Origin of the sequence: Okeania sp. SIO2C2 (assembly GCF_010692625.1) — a bacterium.
Lineage (GTDB): Bacteria > Cyanobacteriota > Cyanobacteriia > Cyanobacteriales > Microcoleaceae > Okeania > Okeania hirsuta.
Window position 1 is genome coordinate 1 of record NZ_JAAHGM010000001.1, and the last position, 17,248, is coordinate 17,248.

13 protein-coding genes and 3 pseudogenes are annotated in these 17,248 nt (G+C 35.0%); 9 read left to right on the forward strand and 7 right to left on the reverse strand.

Going from position 1 to position 17,248, the window contains the following annotated elements:
• Positions 1-1,242: 1,242 nt before the first annotated feature.
• A complete protein-coding gene (locus F6K18_RS00005; protein ID WP_287517497.1) occupies positions 1,243-2,589 on the reverse strand; it encodes a TldD/PmbA family protein in 1,347 nt (448 codons plus the stop codon).
• A 182-nt stretch (positions 2,590-2,771) separates the two neighbouring features.
• Between F6K18_RS00005 and F6K18_RS00010 the strand changes: the two genes are divergently transcribed.
• The 7 genes and pseudogenes from F6K18_RS00010 (at position 2,772) to F6K18_RS00045 (ending at position 6,557) form a co-directional block, all read left to right on the forward strand.
• Entirely contained in the window at positions 2,772-3,029 is a 258-nt protein-coding gene (locus tag F6K18_RS00010; RefSeq protein ID WP_287517498.1) for a hypothetical protein, read from the forward strand.
• Between the two features lie 82 nt (positions 3,030-3,111).
• Positions 3,112-3,735, forward strand: coding sequence for a hypothetical protein (locus tag F6K18_RS00015; RefSeq protein WP_287517501.1), 624 nt, complete (start codon positions 3,112-3,114; stop codon positions 3,733-3,735).
• Positions 3,736-4,177: 442 nt separating this feature from the next.
• Positions 4,178-4,366, forward strand: a complete 189-nt coding sequence (locus F6K18_RS00020; RefSeq protein ID WP_287517503.1) for a hypothetical protein — start codon at positions 4,178-4,180, stop codon at positions 4,364-4,366.
• Positions 4,367-4,711: 345 nt separating this feature from the next.
• Positions 4,712-4,816 (forward strand): annotated as a pseudogene (locus tag F6K18_RS00025) (transposase); the annotation flags it as partial.
• A gap of 70 nt (positions 4,817-4,886) precedes the next feature.
• Positions 4,887-5,351, forward strand: a pseudogene (locus F6K18_RS36295) (choice-of-anchor W domain-containing protein).
• A gap of 11 nt (positions 5,352-5,362) precedes the next feature.
• Positions 5,363-5,470 (forward strand): PEP-CTERM sorting domain-containing protein, encoded by a 108-nt coding sequence (locus F6K18_RS00040; protein ID WP_287517510.1) that lies wholly within the window; start codon positions 5,363-5,365, stop codon positions 5,468-5,470.
• A gap of 341 nt (positions 5,471-5,811) precedes the next feature.
• Positions 5,812-6,557: pseudogene (locus F6K18_RS00045) on the forward strand (IS1 family transposase).
• Positions 6,558-7,768: 1,211 nt separating this feature from the next.
• Here F6K18_RS00045 and glcD read toward each other — a convergent pair.
• The 3 genes from glcD to F6K18_RS00060 form a co-directional block, all read right to left on the reverse strand.
• On the reverse strand, positions 7,769-9,247 hold the full coding sequence (gene glcD, locus F6K18_RS00050; protein WP_287517512.1) for a glycolate oxidase subunit GlcD: 1,479 nt from the start codon (positions 9,245-9,247) through the stop codon (positions 7,769-7,771).
• A gap of 541 nt (positions 9,248-9,788) precedes the next feature.
• Positions 9,789-10,277, reverse strand: coding sequence for a hypothetical protein (locus F6K18_RS00055; protein ID WP_287517515.1), 489 nt, complete (start codon positions 10,275-10,277; stop codon positions 9,789-9,791).
• An 88-nt stretch (positions 10,278-10,365) separates the two neighbouring features.
• Positions 10,366-10,527, reverse strand: coding sequence for a hypothetical protein (locus F6K18_RS00060; protein WP_205127288.1), 162 nt, complete (start codon positions 10,525-10,527; stop codon positions 10,366-10,368).
• An 804-nt stretch (positions 10,528-11,331) separates the two neighbouring features.
• On the opposite strand from F6K18_RS00060, the gene F6K18_RS00065 reads away from it, so the two are divergent.
• The gene (locus tag F6K18_RS00065; protein ID WP_287517517.1) at positions 11,332-11,733 is read left to right on the forward strand and encodes a hypothetical protein; all 402 of its coding nucleotides are present in this window, start codon (positions 11,332-11,334) and stop codon (positions 11,731-11,733) included.
• 305 nt (positions 11,734-12,038) lie between these two features.
• On the opposite strand, the gene F6K18_RS00070 is transcribed toward F6K18_RS00065, so the two are convergent.
• The 3 genes from F6K18_RS00070 to F6K18_RS00080 all read right to left on the reverse strand — a co-directional run bounded on the left by F6K18_RS00070 (position 12,039) and on the right by F6K18_RS00080 (position 15,759).
• Positions 12,039-12,452: a hypothetical protein gene (locus F6K18_RS00070; protein WP_287517519.1), complete on the reverse strand. Its 414-nt coding sequence runs from the start codon at positions 12,450-12,452 to the stop codon at positions 12,039-12,041.
• 1,233 nt (positions 12,453-13,685) lie between these two features.
• On the reverse strand, positions 13,686-14,408 hold the full coding sequence (locus F6K18_RS00075) for a 1-acyl-sn-glycerol-3-phosphate acyltransferase (protein WP_287517520.1): 723 nt from the start codon (positions 14,406-14,408) through the stop codon (positions 13,686-13,688).
• A gap of 880 nt (positions 14,409-15,288) precedes the next feature.
• A complete protein-coding gene (locus F6K18_RS00080; RefSeq protein ID WP_287517523.1) occupies positions 15,289-15,759 on the reverse strand; it encodes a nucleoside deaminase in 471 nt (156 codons plus the stop codon).
• A gap of 408 nt (positions 15,760-16,167) precedes the next feature.
• On the opposite strand from F6K18_RS00080, the gene menB reads away from it, so the two are divergent.
• The gene (gene menB / locus F6K18_RS00085) at positions 16,168-17,001 is read left to right on the forward strand and encodes a 1,4-dihydroxy-2-naphthoyl-CoA synthase (RefSeq protein ID WP_124144018.1); all 834 of its coding nucleotides are present in this window, start codon (positions 16,168-16,170) and stop codon (positions 16,999-17,001) included.
• Positions 17,002-17,248 lie beyond the last annotated feature (247 nt).

Below are 17,248 nucleotides of genomic sequence, written 5' to 3' on the forward strand. Positions count from 1 at the left end.
TGTCTCCTGTCTCCTGTCTCCTGTCTCCTGTCTCCTGTCTCCTGTCTCCTGTCTCCTGTCTCCTGTCTCCTGTCTCCTGTCTCCTGTCTCCTGTCTCCTGTCTCCTGTCTCCTGTCTCCTGTCTCCTACCCCTACTAAAAGACTTTTTCAGCAAGCCCTATTTATACTTATAGCGCTGTGCGCAGACAACAGGCAACAGCTCCGGAAGGGGGAATAAAAAACCGATAATATAAGACTTTTAGCTATTGGACAGTTCTTGTAATTTGTAAATATGCCAGCGCACATTGCTATACCTACTTAATATTACAGCGGTTTTCCTGCACGGTAGACCACAGTAGGGATGTTGCATGGAACGTCTCTACAGAGTTTTGATTGTAAAGATGTAGTTCATTAATATGAAAAGCGCTGTAATCAGAAATCTGCTGTATCACCAGAGGTCTCCATAGAATTAAGCAGCACAGTACCGACAGTACCAAAGAAATACTGAAATTATCTTCACTTTTCTCCTTTCTTTCCTCCTAACTCCTGACCCCTACACTCACCCATAAGACTTTTTCAGCAAACCCTAAGTATTTAACCGAACATGATATTAGACATCCTTAATCTTACAGCGGTTTTCCTGCACAGTAGACCACAGTAGGGACGTTCCATGGAACGTCTCTACAGGGTTTTGATTGTGAAGATGTGGTTCATCAATAGACATCTCCAGAAAAGAGGCAACAGGCAACAGTTCCGGAAAGCAACAGGGAGAAATAATTGATAATTTATGGATAAGAATTGATTTGATTTTTGATTTTTACCAGATGTCTAATTTGATTTTTACCAGATGTCTAATATGAAAAGCGCTGTAATCAGAAATCTGCTGTATCACTAGAGGTCTCCATAGAATTAAGCAGCATAGTACCGACAGTACCAAAGAAATACTGAAATTATCTTCAATTTCCTCCTTTCTTTCCTCCTAACTCCTGACCCCTACCCTCACCCATAAGACTTTTTCAGCAAACCCTAAGTATTTAACCAACATGATATTAGACATCTTTCGCGCATTCTCTTCCCTCCTGACTCCTGAGGAATGACTCCTGACTCCTAATCAAACGGGGTTGCACATTATGGAATGATACTGCCAAAAATAGGTTTAGACTTTGACTAAAAAAAACCTAATATTAATCGTTCTAGCAATTATCAAATCCAAAATCAAATTCAATCAAAAATCTCAAATCATTCGCCACTGTGCAACACCAATCAAACACTATCAGTCACACTACTAAAATTAAACGCTTTTACTCTTAGTCCAGGCAAAACACTATCACCATAACGCTGTACTTTGCTAACCGCATCCACATCCCGCAACATATCCGGCAAAACCTGATTAAACCGCAAATTTTTAATCGGATAAGCAATCTTACCATCCTCAATCCAAAAAGTACCATCCCGTGTCATACCAGTCATCTCCAATGTCCGAGGATTAACATAACGCACATACCACGAACGATTTACCAAAACAGCTCTTTCCGTCTGAGCAATTAAATCGGCCAAACTTTGTTCAGAACCCTGCATCACCACTGGAAACATATAACCCGTGGGTTCCTTACCTTTTTGTGCTGCCCAATAACGACTATAAGATAAAGTCTGTGGTACACCATCCTTAATCACTTCCAGATAATGATTACTCAACCCATTATTAGAGAAAGTCTCCAACTGCAACAAAGGATGTCCTGGATAGCGCTGCATCTGCACTAAAGGACTAAACATTTTTTCCCCAACTCGGTTGCCCACTGGTTTACCTGTTTCATCAGTACGCGACATAAACGATCGCCCCTCATCCGCAGCTCGTGCATCTAAATTAAATATTAGCCAAATCAATAGATCACCTAAAGCTGCCCCACTGAAAATCACAGGATAAACACCAGGGTTAATTTCTCTAGGTTCGCGGGAGGAAAAAGCACGGTTTATCAATTCCTCCGTTAGAGTTTCAGTAGGTAGTTGGTTTATTCCCCAGGCAGTACTACGACTCCAACTAGAGCCATTTTCAATTCTTGCCGTAAAACTAAAATCTGCTCTTGTATACTTATTATAGGCGCGTAACCCAACCGAGTTAGCGATCGCTCCTGAAAATGTATTTGTACTCAGAGTACCGGAGCCATCAACTCCTGCTTTAGCACTCATCGCACATACTTGTTGTACTATTTTTCCTCGTTCTAGTGGGGAGATAGTAGCGGTCAATTCATCAAAAGCGGGAGTACGTTTTTCATATTCTTGAGGTTCGAGTAGTGGCACCCATTCTGGGTCTTGTGGAGCAATGCGGGCGAGTTCCTCGGAACGACGAATAGTAGCTGTAATGGCATCCAGGTCTAATTCTGTGGTGGAGGCAGTGGCGCTGCGAGTTCCGAAGTAACTGGTAATGTTGAGTTCAAATTTTGTTTTAGTAATATTCTGACTAATTTGATTTTCTGAGTAGCGACTTAGGGATGATTCGTCGTTGCTAAGACTGACGACTATACCTTCTGCTTCAGATTTTTTTACAGTTGTTTCTACTAAAGATAAAGCTTCGTCTTGACTAAGAAGATTTGGTTTAATTACTGTGGTCATTTCAGTTATCAGTTAACAGTTATTAGTTATTATTAGGACTTACGCAGTATAAAGTATTTCCGTCATTGCGACCCACAGGGTTTGCGGAGCATTCCGGAACGGAAAGCAATCTCAAATCCTAATTTTTCGTACCTTATGCATAAGTCCTGATTATATCAAATCCGCTTAATTCGGTATCAAAAATGGGCGTTGGTAAATTACAGGATGAAATTTGTACGGGCAATCCCCCAATGATTAACCGGGGTAGGTTACAGAGCGCCACACCAAAATATAAATCATCCCATCAATTACCAACGCCCAAAAATGTCACATCTCCCCATCTCCCCATCTCCCCATCTCTTCATCTTCCCCACTTGCTGTTATGGATTTGTAGTAACGGCCTCAATTCTTTGCCTGGATTGATTTACATGGATTGTCGATCTATAAAAAATGAAGTATAATTGTAATATGAAAGGCACTCGTCTGAATTAGCTGTTTCATAGAGCGCCTGGATCGAAAATCAAATCACAAGAGGATTATATCATGGCTAGTTACGTTGGTATTCAATCCACTCATTTTTCCAATGAAATAATTTCAGAAATTCAGCCATTAGTACCGTTAGAAATTAAAATTGAAAGTGTGAAAACTGTTGGGGTTAGTAATACTCCCCAAATAATTTATAGCACATCAAAAGGACGGTGCAGCACTTTTTTATCTAAATCTCAATTTCTGAATTGTTTACTCTGTTTTTTGCAAATTAAACAGCGCAATATAGGCAAAATCAAAAGTTATAATTTTCAGCATTCTGGCATAAATATCAATACTGAAAATGGCAAGTATTTGATTATTTATACAGAAATTAAGGCTTTTATAGAACGATATAATCGCGCAGCATTAGAAAAGTTAGAAGTCGAATTAACTGCTATTAGTGCTGTGGTTAGAAATTCGATGAAAGGAACTGTTGCTGAAGTGAATAATGTTGGTTGTAGTTGTGCCGATATGATTTATCGTCGCACAATTTGTAAACATCAAATTGCGACTCAGTTACATCTACAGTCAAATGGATGGGGTTCTTTGACAGAATATTTACAACAAAATATAGGGAAAAAGTGGGAGGAGAAATTATTAGCTATGGCTAAAGTTGCGAAATCAGATTTAGGGTTGTAAGTGTGATTTACCTACACTGAAGCTAAGAATTTTCAGTTATTCAGCGAAACAGTGTAGGTTTCTAATGTCTTTAAAAATCATCAGATTTTTTGATAAATATAAGCAGTATCTTACTTAGTAATTAGCAATTTTTTCACAGCATTTAATGGTCTGTAACAACTAAAATATTACTTATTTAAATTTATTGAGCAGTTAAGGGATTGACCGATTTTAACTTTAGTTTTTCATCAAAATGCTCTCTGAAGCTATAGTTTAAAAATCAAAATTTATCTAGATAAAAAATTTTTTTCCTTTTCGTCAATTATATCTGTTTTCAGAAGAGGTAATTGTTAATAATTAAGGCTCTTCTAGAGTAGTTATGACAATTTAAGAATAAAAAAATTACATTTTCCTTAGTAATTTTAAAGTAAAGTATGCTCAAACCCTTGCTAAATATTGACTAATGACAGAAGTATGGGAAACGGATGTCATGAATACTGGAAAAAGAAATAGAATGACTCCAGCAGAAATAGAAACCATACTTAAAGAATTAGGAGAGTATTTATTAAAGGAAAAACCTTCCAAGTTAAACAGGTTGGGTATTGATGAAATAACTGATTTAAAAGCAGGGAAGAATTCTCCAGCAGTTTGAGTAGACTTAGACTTGAAAAAACCCATAGCATGATTGGAGAAAAGAAATCAGGAAGTGATAGGAGAATACTTGCGGAGCTTGAGTAAGTATCCCTTATTAAAGAAAAAAGAGAAGCGGAATGAAACAGAGAAAGAGAAGTTAAAGGAAGTAGAAAAAATCGCTCCTAAATGAATGTCTATGTCTCACAAAAAAGAGCAGATAAGAGACATATTTGAAAGTCAAATAACAGGCAATAAAGCTTTGTGGAAGATGGTGGAATGGACTAAATCATGTTATAAATATTTTCCGAAAAGTTGTCAAACAATCAGAAGATGGATTGATGAGATTTGAGGATATTTTGATCACCGGAGAACCCAAGGAACAGTAGAAGGAATTAATCAAAAAATCAAGTTAATTAAAAGGAGAGGTTATCGGTTAACTAACTTTGACAACTTTAGAAGAAGAACTTGACAGTCCTTGGCATTTTTGCTAGTAATTTTTCATATTTAGTCTAGAAGAGCCATTATTAATTGTTGAAACTTTGTCAGATTTTGGGGGCGATCGAAGTAGATCAAATGAAAATGGCGGTCAAACAGTTCCTACTCAGTACCGTTACTTTGATTGGGTAAGCGGACAAGGAGAAGATTTCACTCTGACATTCGACGACGGTACCCTCACCTACGAGATTGGTGGAAAAACTTTGGAATACAGTATTACAGATACTTTCAACGATCTATTTATCCGCACAACAGCTCGTAAATAAAATAATAGTGTTGTGGTAGATAAACTAATGCTAAATGGTGAGGCAATCAGGGAAAATTCTAGTTTTGCCTGCTCTGAAGAGGGATGTGGTTATTGGAATAGCTCCCAATATCTATGGTTAACCGATCTAGAGGAGAGTTTCACATTGACGGGTACAACAACTATGACTTGGACTGGAGATGCTAAAAACCTTAGAGATAGGACAGCTCCCGATCGCTCGCAACTAGCATTTAACTTAAACTAGGCGATGTGATTATGGAAGAAGAATTGGCGACAGTGCCAGAACCGATTTCTATGTCACTGTTTTCTGTTGGAGTTATGGGTCTGGCAATGACTGGTTTGTGTCGTCAGCAAAAAGGTTGAAGAAGGAAGAAAAATTAGATGGGGACTCAAACCCTAACCAATTGTAAACACCGTGTAGACGGTGGGGTATTAAACCCAAAAGAAAAAGATAAAAAACAAAAGGATAAATGATAGGTGTAGGATGATTTAATACTGATATATAGATAACAGACAATTAATTATTTCTGATTATACATAGCATTCTAGCTTCTGCTAAGGTACAGTTGTCTTTTTCTTTCTTATTGTCTGTTGCTTTCTGGAACTATTGCCTAAAACCTAGAATTTTTTTGTATCTCAATAGTATGGAAATTGTTATTTTGGTAGTCCATCAGATGTAAGGACAAGATTCAGAAAAACTCTTAATTGCCAAAAAAATGCTGAATTGCCCAAAGTGCAGATCCACAAAAATTGTTAAGAATGGTCCTATCCATAACGGTAAACAGAATTATAAATCCAAGATTTGTGGCCGTCAATTTGTGGAAGACCCTCAGCAAAAACTTATCTCCCAACAGACCAAAGACCTTGTAGATCAACTATTACTAGAAAAGATACCTCTTGCAGGTATTGCTCGAGTTTGCCAGGTATCTGAAACTTGGCTACAGGATGACGCTAATCGCAAATATGCTGAAGTTCCAAAACAAATAGAGGTGTCCTCAAAAAAAAAGGTCGATGGACTATTCAGTGTGATCAAATCTGGTCATTTGTCGGCCATAAAGGCCATAAACAGTGGATTTGGCTGGCTATAGATATTAGCAGCACAGAAATTGTTGGAGCCTACATTGGCGATTTGCTGACGCAACGCTACCGCGAACGCAGTATAGATGGAGCTAGAGGATTGTGGAATTCTCTGCCTGGTGTCTATCGACAGTGTGCAATCACTTATACAGACTTTTGGTCAGCCTATGAAGAAATTTTCCCAAAGACAGGACATAAAGCAGTTAGTAAAACAAGTGGTCTAACTAACTATATTGAGAGATTGAACTGTACCTTCAGACAGAGAAGATCTCCCTTAGTCAGAAAAACTTGATCATTTTCTCAAAAATTAGAGAATCATATTGGAGCTATCTGGTATTTCATTCACTACTATCATGCATCCTTACTTGTGTAGGACTACCGTTATTTTTACTAAAAGAGAGGTGTTCAACTCTTGGTCCATCGGATATGGCGAGGAGACCCGAAGAGTGACAGAGCCACTACCTCTTACAGAGAAGCTGCCTCTTACAGAGGAGCTTTCCTATGGTCATGCTGCGCAAACGCTAACGCTAACGCCATCCCATCCTACGGGAAGCTCCGAATATCGACCGCTTTTTTCTCCTTTAAAGGAGAGACTTTAAACCTTAATTATTCGGTAATCTGCTTTTACATTCATTAAATAAATTAAATCTAAGGAGCCATGTAAAAATAAGTTGTATAAATTTTGTCTGAATTTAATTGTGAAATCTAGCTTTGATCAAACAAAGTGTAATAGTTATTTTTACACAACTCCTAATATCAAGTCTCATTAATTAGCCATAATAAATTAGTCATCTAAAGATAACTAAAGATAGTTTCTGCTTTGAGCCAAGAAATTTATTTCTTGGCGGATGACATGACTCGCCAAGGATTGAAATCCTTAAGATGACTCTTGAGGAGTATGCCATCTTTTTCATCTTTTTATATTGTGGTTAATCAGTGCAACTTGATATAAGACCAAATTATCCAATAACTAATTACCCATATTTTATATAAGAAATTACAGCAATACAGGCTGAAAGTTGCTCTCAGGCCAGCAAATTTATAAGGTTTAGAAAAAAGTTTAATTTTTTAATTAATATCAATATCTGAAATATTTGTATTTGCTTCTGTTTATGTGTAATCTGACTGAAAAATCAAGAGGGAGTAGGAAGTGGAAAATTTATCACTAGATACTACTCCTCATCTATAAAGTAACTCTAATTCATTGGCATTTTCAAAAAGATTTTACCAAAATAATTGGGTCTAAAACCCCGCCTTTTAAGACGAAATATTTTTGGAGCGAAGCTCAAATCCCCGTTACAAAAATAACTTCTGACTTTTGACTTTTGACTTGGTTAAAGTCTCTATCTTCATCTGTCATTTTTTGATCTAGTAACTAGATAAGAAAGTGAATGTACAAGCAAAGATTAAGACAGTATATTGGCTTAATATTCGGTATGTTCGGTGGGTTACGGCAGACAGTTAATATTTTGGTTCGCGACTCATAATTATTGTTAATTATTGCCGCCTAACCCACCCTACGCCTGGATTTAATATTCCTTTTACAAACAGCCTCTAATATTTGATAAATAAGGCAAATAAAATTCAAAAAACCTCTGCTCCTTCAAACTGTTTAACCTTCTGAACATTAGCAGATTCTCCACAAGTTCTAGGTGTAGGAAATATTTTTTCAGGATTAGCTAAACCCTTGGGATTAAAAACACTTCTTACCCATTGCATCGTTTCTAAATCTGTCTCATTAAACATTAAAGGCATATAACATTTTTTATCTGAACCAATGCCATGTTCTCCAGATAAACTACCACCAACTTCCACGCAAATCTTGAGAATTTCTCCACCTATTTCTTCCACAGTTTCAAAAGCACCTTCAACAGCATCATCATATAAAACTAACGGGTGAAGATTCCCATCTCCCGCATGAAATACATTAGCAATACGATAACCATATTTTTGACTAATTCCTTCAATTTCACCTAAAACATAAGCCATTTTTGTCCGAGGAATTACTCCATCTTGTACATAATAATTTTTACTAATATTACCAGCAGCAGCAAAAGCAGCTTTCCGTCCTTTCCATAATTTCATCCTTTTTTCTGGTTCATGAGCAGTAGTAATTTCTATAGCTCCGTTTTTTTCACATATTTCTTTGATGCGCTGTTTGTTTTTATCAACTTCTACTTCTAAACCGTCTAATTCTACTAATAAAACAGCAGCAGCATTTCGGGGGTATAAATTAGTTTTGACCACATCTTCTACAGCATTAATACTGAAATTATCCATAATTTCCATCCCCCCAGGAATAATGCCAGAACTGATAATATCTGACACAGTTTGTCCGGTAGCTTCAATATTAGGAAATCCTGCTAAAAGCACGCAAACTGATTCGGGAGATTTGAGGATTCTGAGAGTAATTTCTGTGGCTATTCCTAGAGTACCTTCAGAACCTACAAATAAACCTGTTAAGTCATAACCAGGCATCTCTGGAATTTGTCCGCCAATATCAACTATTGAGCCTTCGGGAGTAACTATTTTTAATCCTAAAACATGATTGGTTGTTACACCATATTTGAGACAATGAACCCCTCCAGAATTTTCGGCAATATTCCCACCGATAGAACAAATAATTTGACTCGAAGGGTCAGGAGCGTAATAAAAACCAGCTCCACTAACTGCTTGTGTTACCCAATTATTTATAATTCCTGGTTGTACAACAACTTGTTGATTTTCTAGGTCTATTTTGAGGATTTTCTGCATTAATGAAGTGACAATTAAAACGCAGTCTTCTATTGGTAATGCCCCCCCAGAAAGACCAGTTCCTGCACCTCTAGGAAGCCAAGGAATATTTAGGCGATCGCATATTTTTACTGCTGCTGCGACTTGTTCAGTAGTGCGCGGTAATACTACTAATGCGGGGCGTTGGCGATAGCTAGCTAGACCATCACATTCATATACTAATAATTCTTCTTTGCGTTGAACTACGCCTTTTTTACCCACAACAGCTTCAAATTGTTTGGCTATTTGTTTCCAATTTTGTTTTGTTTGTTGTTGATTTTTGGTAAGCATTTTAGTTTTATTTATAATATTTGAACTTTAATTAGGATTTACACCAGCTTAAAAAAAGAATGCTACAAAAAGGTGCATCTCGATCAGAGATACTTAAAAAGAGATTCTCCAATTCATTTTAGATAGTTATATCTATATTACTTTTACCTTTTTTTTCTTCAATATTTTTTGCTTCTTTCCTCTTCCTTCTGACCTACGGACGTTGCATACAACGTTCCTACCATTTGTCACAAACACTTATCAAACTGGTATTACACAACCTATGAATTATAAACACTATATATCTATAACGTTATAGTTTTTATTCACTATATATAGCGTTTTTGTGTGAATCGTATTAAATTAGGATTTTTCAATTATACCATCTAATGAAGGGTTTTTTTAGGGAATGGTTTACTCCCATTTCTCACTAATTAATTTTAGAAACTGATTTATGGCCTAAAAATAGGCGTTTAAGAAAAAACAGAAAAATTTAGATATTATATTGAGAAATAAATATAAGGTAATATTTCATTCATAAATTGCCCTATAATATAATCTACTATTTATCTATAATTACTATCTCTTTTTTCCATTCTTCTGGAATGCCGTAAATTTGAGATTTTTGACAACGTTTGAGATAAAGTTTTACAGCTTTGTCTTCCAGGTTGATGTGGAAAATATTTAAGAAAATTTCTTTTGCTGCTGAATATTTTTGTTGATAATAAAGAATAATAGCTTGTTCAAATTCAGTTTTGGTTTGAATTTTTAATTGCTTTTGTGCTTCAGCATCTCCATCCAAAATTTCAAATACTGCAACTGCTTCTTTTTTCCTTTTTACTTTAACTCTATCTAAAAAATGATAATTATATTTATCTAATTCTTCTAAATCAAATAAAGTATTTCCACTGATTAAAATATTAGATCCATATAACTTAGTTAAATTTTCTAAACGAGAGGCTAAATTAACAGCATCACCGATCACTGTAGTATCAATAGGCATAGGCGTGAAAAAGATATAGACTTTTTGTACATAGCAGGCAACAGGCAACAGCTCCGGAAAGTAACAGGGAATAGATTTTTAGGAAAAAGGTACGAAAAATGATTTAGGGAACTGACTTTTACAACTCTAGCTTATGTTAAATAAAGGGTAAGTTTATTTTCACCAGATGTCTAATTCTTTTCCCACCTCCCACAGTTCCTAACATTAAATCATCGGTATTGATTCCAATTCCAATTCTAATGGATTGCTGTTGAATTTCTTGACGTTCTTGATTATATATAGCCAGACGCTTTAACATATTAATTCCGGGATTAATTGCATCATGTACAAGTTGCCGATAAAAAATAGCGCAAGCAGCAGTTATCTAATTGGTTAATTAAAACTAAATGGCAATCTCTTAAAGACTTTATTTAGGCTATATCCACAAAATAATTTCAAGATTTTATTCACAAGTGGGAGATTAAAGACGAATCATTTACAAGTTATCCAGTAATTAGTCAAAATGAAATATTAACTAGTGAATATGAACCAATAAACCAAAATAAATTTCCTCACAAACAAATAAGAATCTCAAATAATTTGTTCATGGTAATATTTTTTTTGTCGCAGCTATTATTGTTGGAATTGTTCTTTATTTCAGATAAATAACTTTAAACAAGTTCGGAGTTAAATAAAATACAAGGATTTTTACTTTTTATATTTGCAGCAGGGTCTATTTGGGACTTTGCTACCAGTCTTTTAGGTATAATTGGTGTATTTGGAGTAACTGATTGGAGACAAAAACATATTCCTATTTATATCACTGCTCTTGCTGGTAGTGCTTTAATTTTAGGGTTGAGCATAAATGCAGAAGATATTTGGTCAAAATCTGGAAATAATAAATACAAAATTTTAATCCCATAGTCATACATAAAACCCCCTTACCAAAACAAGTCCGTTTCCCTTTAAAGTTAATTTTCAAGCTGATAAAAATACAAAGTAAACAAGACTTATTAGTAGAACCAAAAAAATCAATACAAAAATTAGCGATCGCGTAAATAATGCCATTATTAAAGGAATGGAAATTCAACCTGAATACCGCCCTCAAACTGTATAGGAATGGTTGACATTACTTCAAGTTCAACCTCAGAGTATTATTTCTCAAATATCTAAGGTTTCTCGAACAATTATGTCTCAAATGGCTACCTTAAATATTCCAGGTATCAAACCTCTTTATCAAAATTCTGTCAAAACTTTTGATCGAGGAGAAACAAATATATTACTAACTGGAACAGGTATATTCATATTTATTGTTGCGACTTATATCTATTCTCCCAAACTTAATTTTCCTATAATTTCTCACCCTTCACCCCCTCAACCTATTCCTATTCCACAACAAAAATCTCATCCCACTATACAACCTCAAAAATCACCCCAACCTTTACCCGAAACTAATATTCCAGATATTTCCCAAACAACTATTAACTATGATGAATTAGAGTTTGCTGAAAAAATCTTTTGGTAAGGGTAGAACCCAGAACTAAGAACTCAGGAGAAATGGGAATTAATTAGGAGATGGTTGTAAGAATTGTCCCTTAATTTTTTTGCCCTTGTCTGCCCAAAATACTAACTTTTTGAGCTTTTAGACCGAAAATCTGGGATTTTTTTCCACCTAAAAAGACACTTGCATTTATCTGTCAATGCTTTGAGAGTTAATCAGCAACTCCTAATTATTGAAGCTTTCACTCCGGATTAGTAGCTAAATAGAAAATACAAGAAAAATAACATCGATTAATTGCTAGATTTATTACTTCTCAAGTATTCCAAATATTAATCATGAATCAAGGGAAAAGCATCAGGATAAGCCTGCCAAACTTTCCTCACAAAATGTTGTAATTTTTGGTGTGAAATTTGCAGATTTTTCTCTTGACTATCTAGCAATTCTAATTCAGTCAAAAGTGGAATAAACTCTGTATCAATAGCTTCCCTGAATAAACATATTGGCCAAACCAAATCAGCTCCATCTCGCAAATCCCATAAACTTGATTTTTCTAAATTGTTTTGATGATTTTCACACCTAATCTCTGAAGTAGATAATTTCAACAACAAAGGACGAACCCAACACATTTTGCGTGTTTCTAATACTTGAATTACTTCTGCATATAAACAAGTATTTTCATACTCCAAACACACAATTTGGCTAGATTGAAAATTAGGGATTAAATTTGTCAATACTGGCTTCATATACGAAATATCCTCATATAGCAGTCTTAAATTTACAGCAATTTTCGACTAAATTAAGTACAATTTTTGAGAATTTTTGGGAATAAGAAATAGTGATAAATCTTAAACTGTTCCTAACTATCGGTGCAAACTTTTATAAGTTGTGCAGAAATACAGAAAAGGTAAAAAAGATAGGAACTTCAAATTTTGGTAGTTCTGCAAATGTAGTGATATTGATAAGTAAATCCCTTTCACTTTTAGAAACAAAACTATAAAAATCACTACTTGTACATCACTACTCAAATATTTAATCTTATAATGTTATAGCAGTCAAAGAAAAGAGCGCGGATATATCAAAAACTTAAAACTCAGACAACACCAGATTTTTCCTTGTTCTTTCTTCCTTCTGCCACATATGAAATATGAAAAATAATGCTACGTAATACCTCCCTTAAAACTCTTTGACAAGAAAAAGGATACATAGCAAAAATTTTAGTATTTCATATTAGTTTTGGATTTTTTCCAAATTATTGATAATTATCATACTATACCATTTTGAAAAAAAATTATTACAAATAGTGTAGTTAAGGAATAAGGCTTGAGTTATCTAGAAACATAGTCATTTTATTCTAGATTTTGGCAATAAATTTATTGATTTTCAGACAGCGAAAGATAAATTTACATTAGTTTTAAATAATGTAGTTTCGTCAATACATAAAATATCACAGTTTAGAATGAAACAGCCCAGAAGTAGATGTGAAATAAAACAAAATAGGGAAGAAGTTAGAAAAAAGCAATAACAATAACAATAATATATTTTCTCACTCAATTAGCTCGATAATTTTTCACAAAAATAAACCAACTCCATACCAAAATCATCTATTATTTGTAACCAACATTTATCAAGCTAGTATTATATATATTTTTTTGACAGTATTCAAGTGTGCTGAAAATTGAGGATAATCAAGAATCGTTCAAAATCACTATAAATAAATAAATAAAAGCCTTTTCTATATTCTTGGCTATAGAATATTGATTTTTTCATAAAATTCAAAAACTTTAGACTCACAATGAAAGTTAATTATTCACCCTGATTGGCGAGAAAAAGTATATTTATTACTCCTCCTTCTTTCTTCTATAATTTACCAAAGAATCAAGATTTACAGCCTCTGATTTAAAGAATAGATAAATCACAAAAATCTTATTCGCCAATTTTATCCGTTTTCAGGAGAAGTAATTATTAATTATTAATTGTTAATTATTAATTGTTGAATGCCCATCTATATTTTTAAGTGCTGCTTCTAAATCCAGAGTTAAGTTTTGTGCCTGCTTTTTCCCCGATCCATAAATATAATCATTTACAGATAAAGGAACACCAATACGAACCATAACATTACAACCACGGCGTGGAATAACTGGGTTGTAATTCAAAGATATAGGCACTATTTTAACACCAAGATTTTGTTGATAAGACTCAGCTTGTAATCCTATTCTAGCTAATCCTGTTTTGAGAGAATGAACTTGATTATCGCGATAAATTTTACCTTCAGGAAATATCACTAACATTTCCCTCTTTAACATTAATTCTACTCCATAGCGAAAACAAGAAACTGCCGGATTTTTTGGATTAAGAGGAAACCCGCCCAAATGTCTAATCAACCATCCTTGTAAACATTTCATTTCATCCATACTAACCATAAATCTTAGATCTCGACCAGTCACTAATCTACCTGTAGTATAAGGTATGATTAACCCATCCCAACGAGAACGATGAGTGGGAGCTAAAATCACAGGTCCATCTTTCGGAATATTCTCTTTTCCAATAATATTTATTTTACGAAAATACAACGGCATTACTATATGACGACCTAAAAAATAAGACAAAGATGCTAACCAAGGAGAAATGCTAGAAGGTTTTGAGTTTACTGGAGAATGTAATTTCCTTAAAGAAGCTTGGATAAAGTCAAGATTTATCATAGTTTTTTTAGCTCAATCATCTAATTTAATTTCTTGACTCTAAGGTAAACTTTATTCCTGTTCTAGTGGCATCCTTGAATGACACTTCTTATACTGTCAGCTATAGAAATTAATACTTCAGTTATCATCTTTTTTATTTTTATCTGCCTATTTTATGTAAGCGTTCAGCTATTAGCAGTCAGCACTTCCCTGTGGGATGCTACGCAAACAGCAATCAATAATCAATAATTACTTCTCAGGTTTGGCAAGGGAACACATGGCAGTAACTTTTTATTCAAAATCAATTTCAAAGGTTGCTTTTACCTTCCACAAAATTAGCTGAACTCCGCAGTTCCGACCTGATGCGGCTAGCTAATATCTGGCTGCTGAATGCTGACTATTTTATAGTAGAAGGAAGAAGGCTTTAATTATCTAGAAGAGAAGAAAAAATCTTGTTTTATCTGAGTTTTAAACTTTTGATATCAAATCCGGTAGCATCTGTATAAAATCTTTTGAAGTAGGAGTCAGGAGTCAACCCACCCCTAACCCCTCCCAGGAGGGGAAGTCAGGAGTCAGGAGGGGAAAAAATTTATAAAGATTTGGTAATGGTGAAGATGGAGAATGTTTTTATACCAAATTCAACGGATTTGATATATATATCTTAATACCAAATCTCAAAAAGTTTGCTATATATCTTTGTAATGTGGAGATAGGGAAATGGGGAGTTAGGCAGTAGTTATATAGCAATCAAACATAGGATTACTATTCAGAAATGGTATAACCTTTCCTGAGACTGCTATATTTTCAAAGTTAATTTACTTTACTTAGATAAACACAAAAATTGCTCATTATCTGTCATTGTGGATAGCAGGTTTCACCACAAAATAATTCCCTTTCTTGTTTACCGAAGGTGAGCAAACCAAGACTGTAATTCTTGACGACAAACAGATTCCATTATTCCTCCCAATACAGCCAGACGATGATGAGAAAAAACACTATCTGGAAAATTAGCAACAGTTCGTATTGTGCCAGTTTTCGGATCGTCTGCTCCATAAACCAATAAACCTATTCTTGCCTGCAATATTGCCCCCGTACACATCGGGCAAGGTTCGAGATTAACGTAGAGAGTGCATTTATTTAAGTGCCAATTCCGCAAAATTTGTCCCGCTTGTCGCAAAGCCAATATTTCTGCATGAGCAGTAGGGTCAAAATCTCGCTGCCGTCGGTTTTGAGCTTCTGCAATCAACTTGCCATCTGAGTTTACTACGACAGCTGCAACTGGTACTTCTCCAGCATTACCAGCAATTTTTGCCAATTCTAATACTCGACTCATCCACTTTTGATGGACTAGATAACTTGGATGGTCAATCATCTAAAATCTCCGATAAAACCTGACAGGATTTTAGCAATAGACTTGGGCTTAGACAATCTAGCAACTTGTTTATCTAACACTAGTGCAGGATAGCGGAAATAACTGACCAGACAAAATCCTAAAACAATTACAAATCAATACTTTTGACTTTTAACTTCCATGTAGTGGTACTAGGTCGTTGTTCACCTGGGACGGGAGAAAACTTAAATCCATCAACCATAGTACAACAAGAAAATACTAGTTCAATATAAGCAGGATGTCAAAGGATTGACTAAAAAACAGGTGGTATTACAGTAAATCGAAATAATAAGGTTTGAGATTAGTTAAATAAAGCTGTTAGATATCTAGTAACCTGGTGTACTGAAAACAAAATATCTATCAACTTCTAAAAATATGAGTAATCAGCCTTTGCAAATAAAATGGCAAATTGTTAAAGAGTATAGCGATATTCTTTACCACAAAACTGATGGAATTGCCAAAATAACTATTAATCGTCCCCACAAACGCAATGCTTTTCGTCCTAAAACTGTGTTTGAACTTTATGATGCTTTTGTTGATGCTCGTGAAGATCCAAATATTGGAGTAGTTTTATTTACAGGTGCTGGACCTCACACAGATGGTAAGTATGCTTTCTGTGCTGGTGGAGACCAAAGTGTAAGAGGTACAGCAGGTTATGTTGATGAGACTGGAGTACCACGACTAAATGTATTGGACTTACAACGCTTAATTCGTTCCATGCCCAAGGTTGTCATTGCTTTAGTTGCTGGATATGCTATTGGGGGCGGTCATGTTTTGCATATTATTTGTGACTTAACTATTGCTGCTGACAATGCAATTTTTGGTCAAACTGGACCTAAGGTAGGTAGTTTTGATGGTGGTTTTGGGGCAAGTTATTTAGCTAGAATAGTTGGTCAGAAAAAGGCACGAGAAATTTGGTTCCTCTGTCGGCAGTATACAGCTCAAGAAGCTTTGGAAATGGGCTTGGTTAACTGTGTTGTACCTGTAGAGGAACTAGAAATAGAGGGCATTAACTGGGCTTCAGAAATTCTGGAAAAAAGCCCGATCGCTATTCGTTGTCTCAAAGCTGCTTTTAATGCTGACTGTGATGGGCAAGCTGGTCTACAAGAATTGGCTGGTAATGCTACTCTTCTTTACTACATGACAGAGGAAGGAGCTGAAGGTAAAAAAGCATTCCTAGAAAAACGACCTCCAGACTTTCGCAGATACCCTTGGTTACCTTAGAGATTGTTTGTCAAGAATTATAAAGTGTTTTTACTCCTCACCAATTCAGTATTTCAAAGCACAAAGTTTGGGATAAATAACCAAGTAGTTACAATTTAAAGAGCGTTCTTTTCTCTTACAAAACTTTACAAAAAGTCTCTTAGAGTCAGGATAAAAATGTAGCTTTTTTTTGACATGGATAAGTTACTGAGACCTTAACTTATATTTCTCATAATAACTAACCCCAATTTTGTTAGTTAGTTGAGCT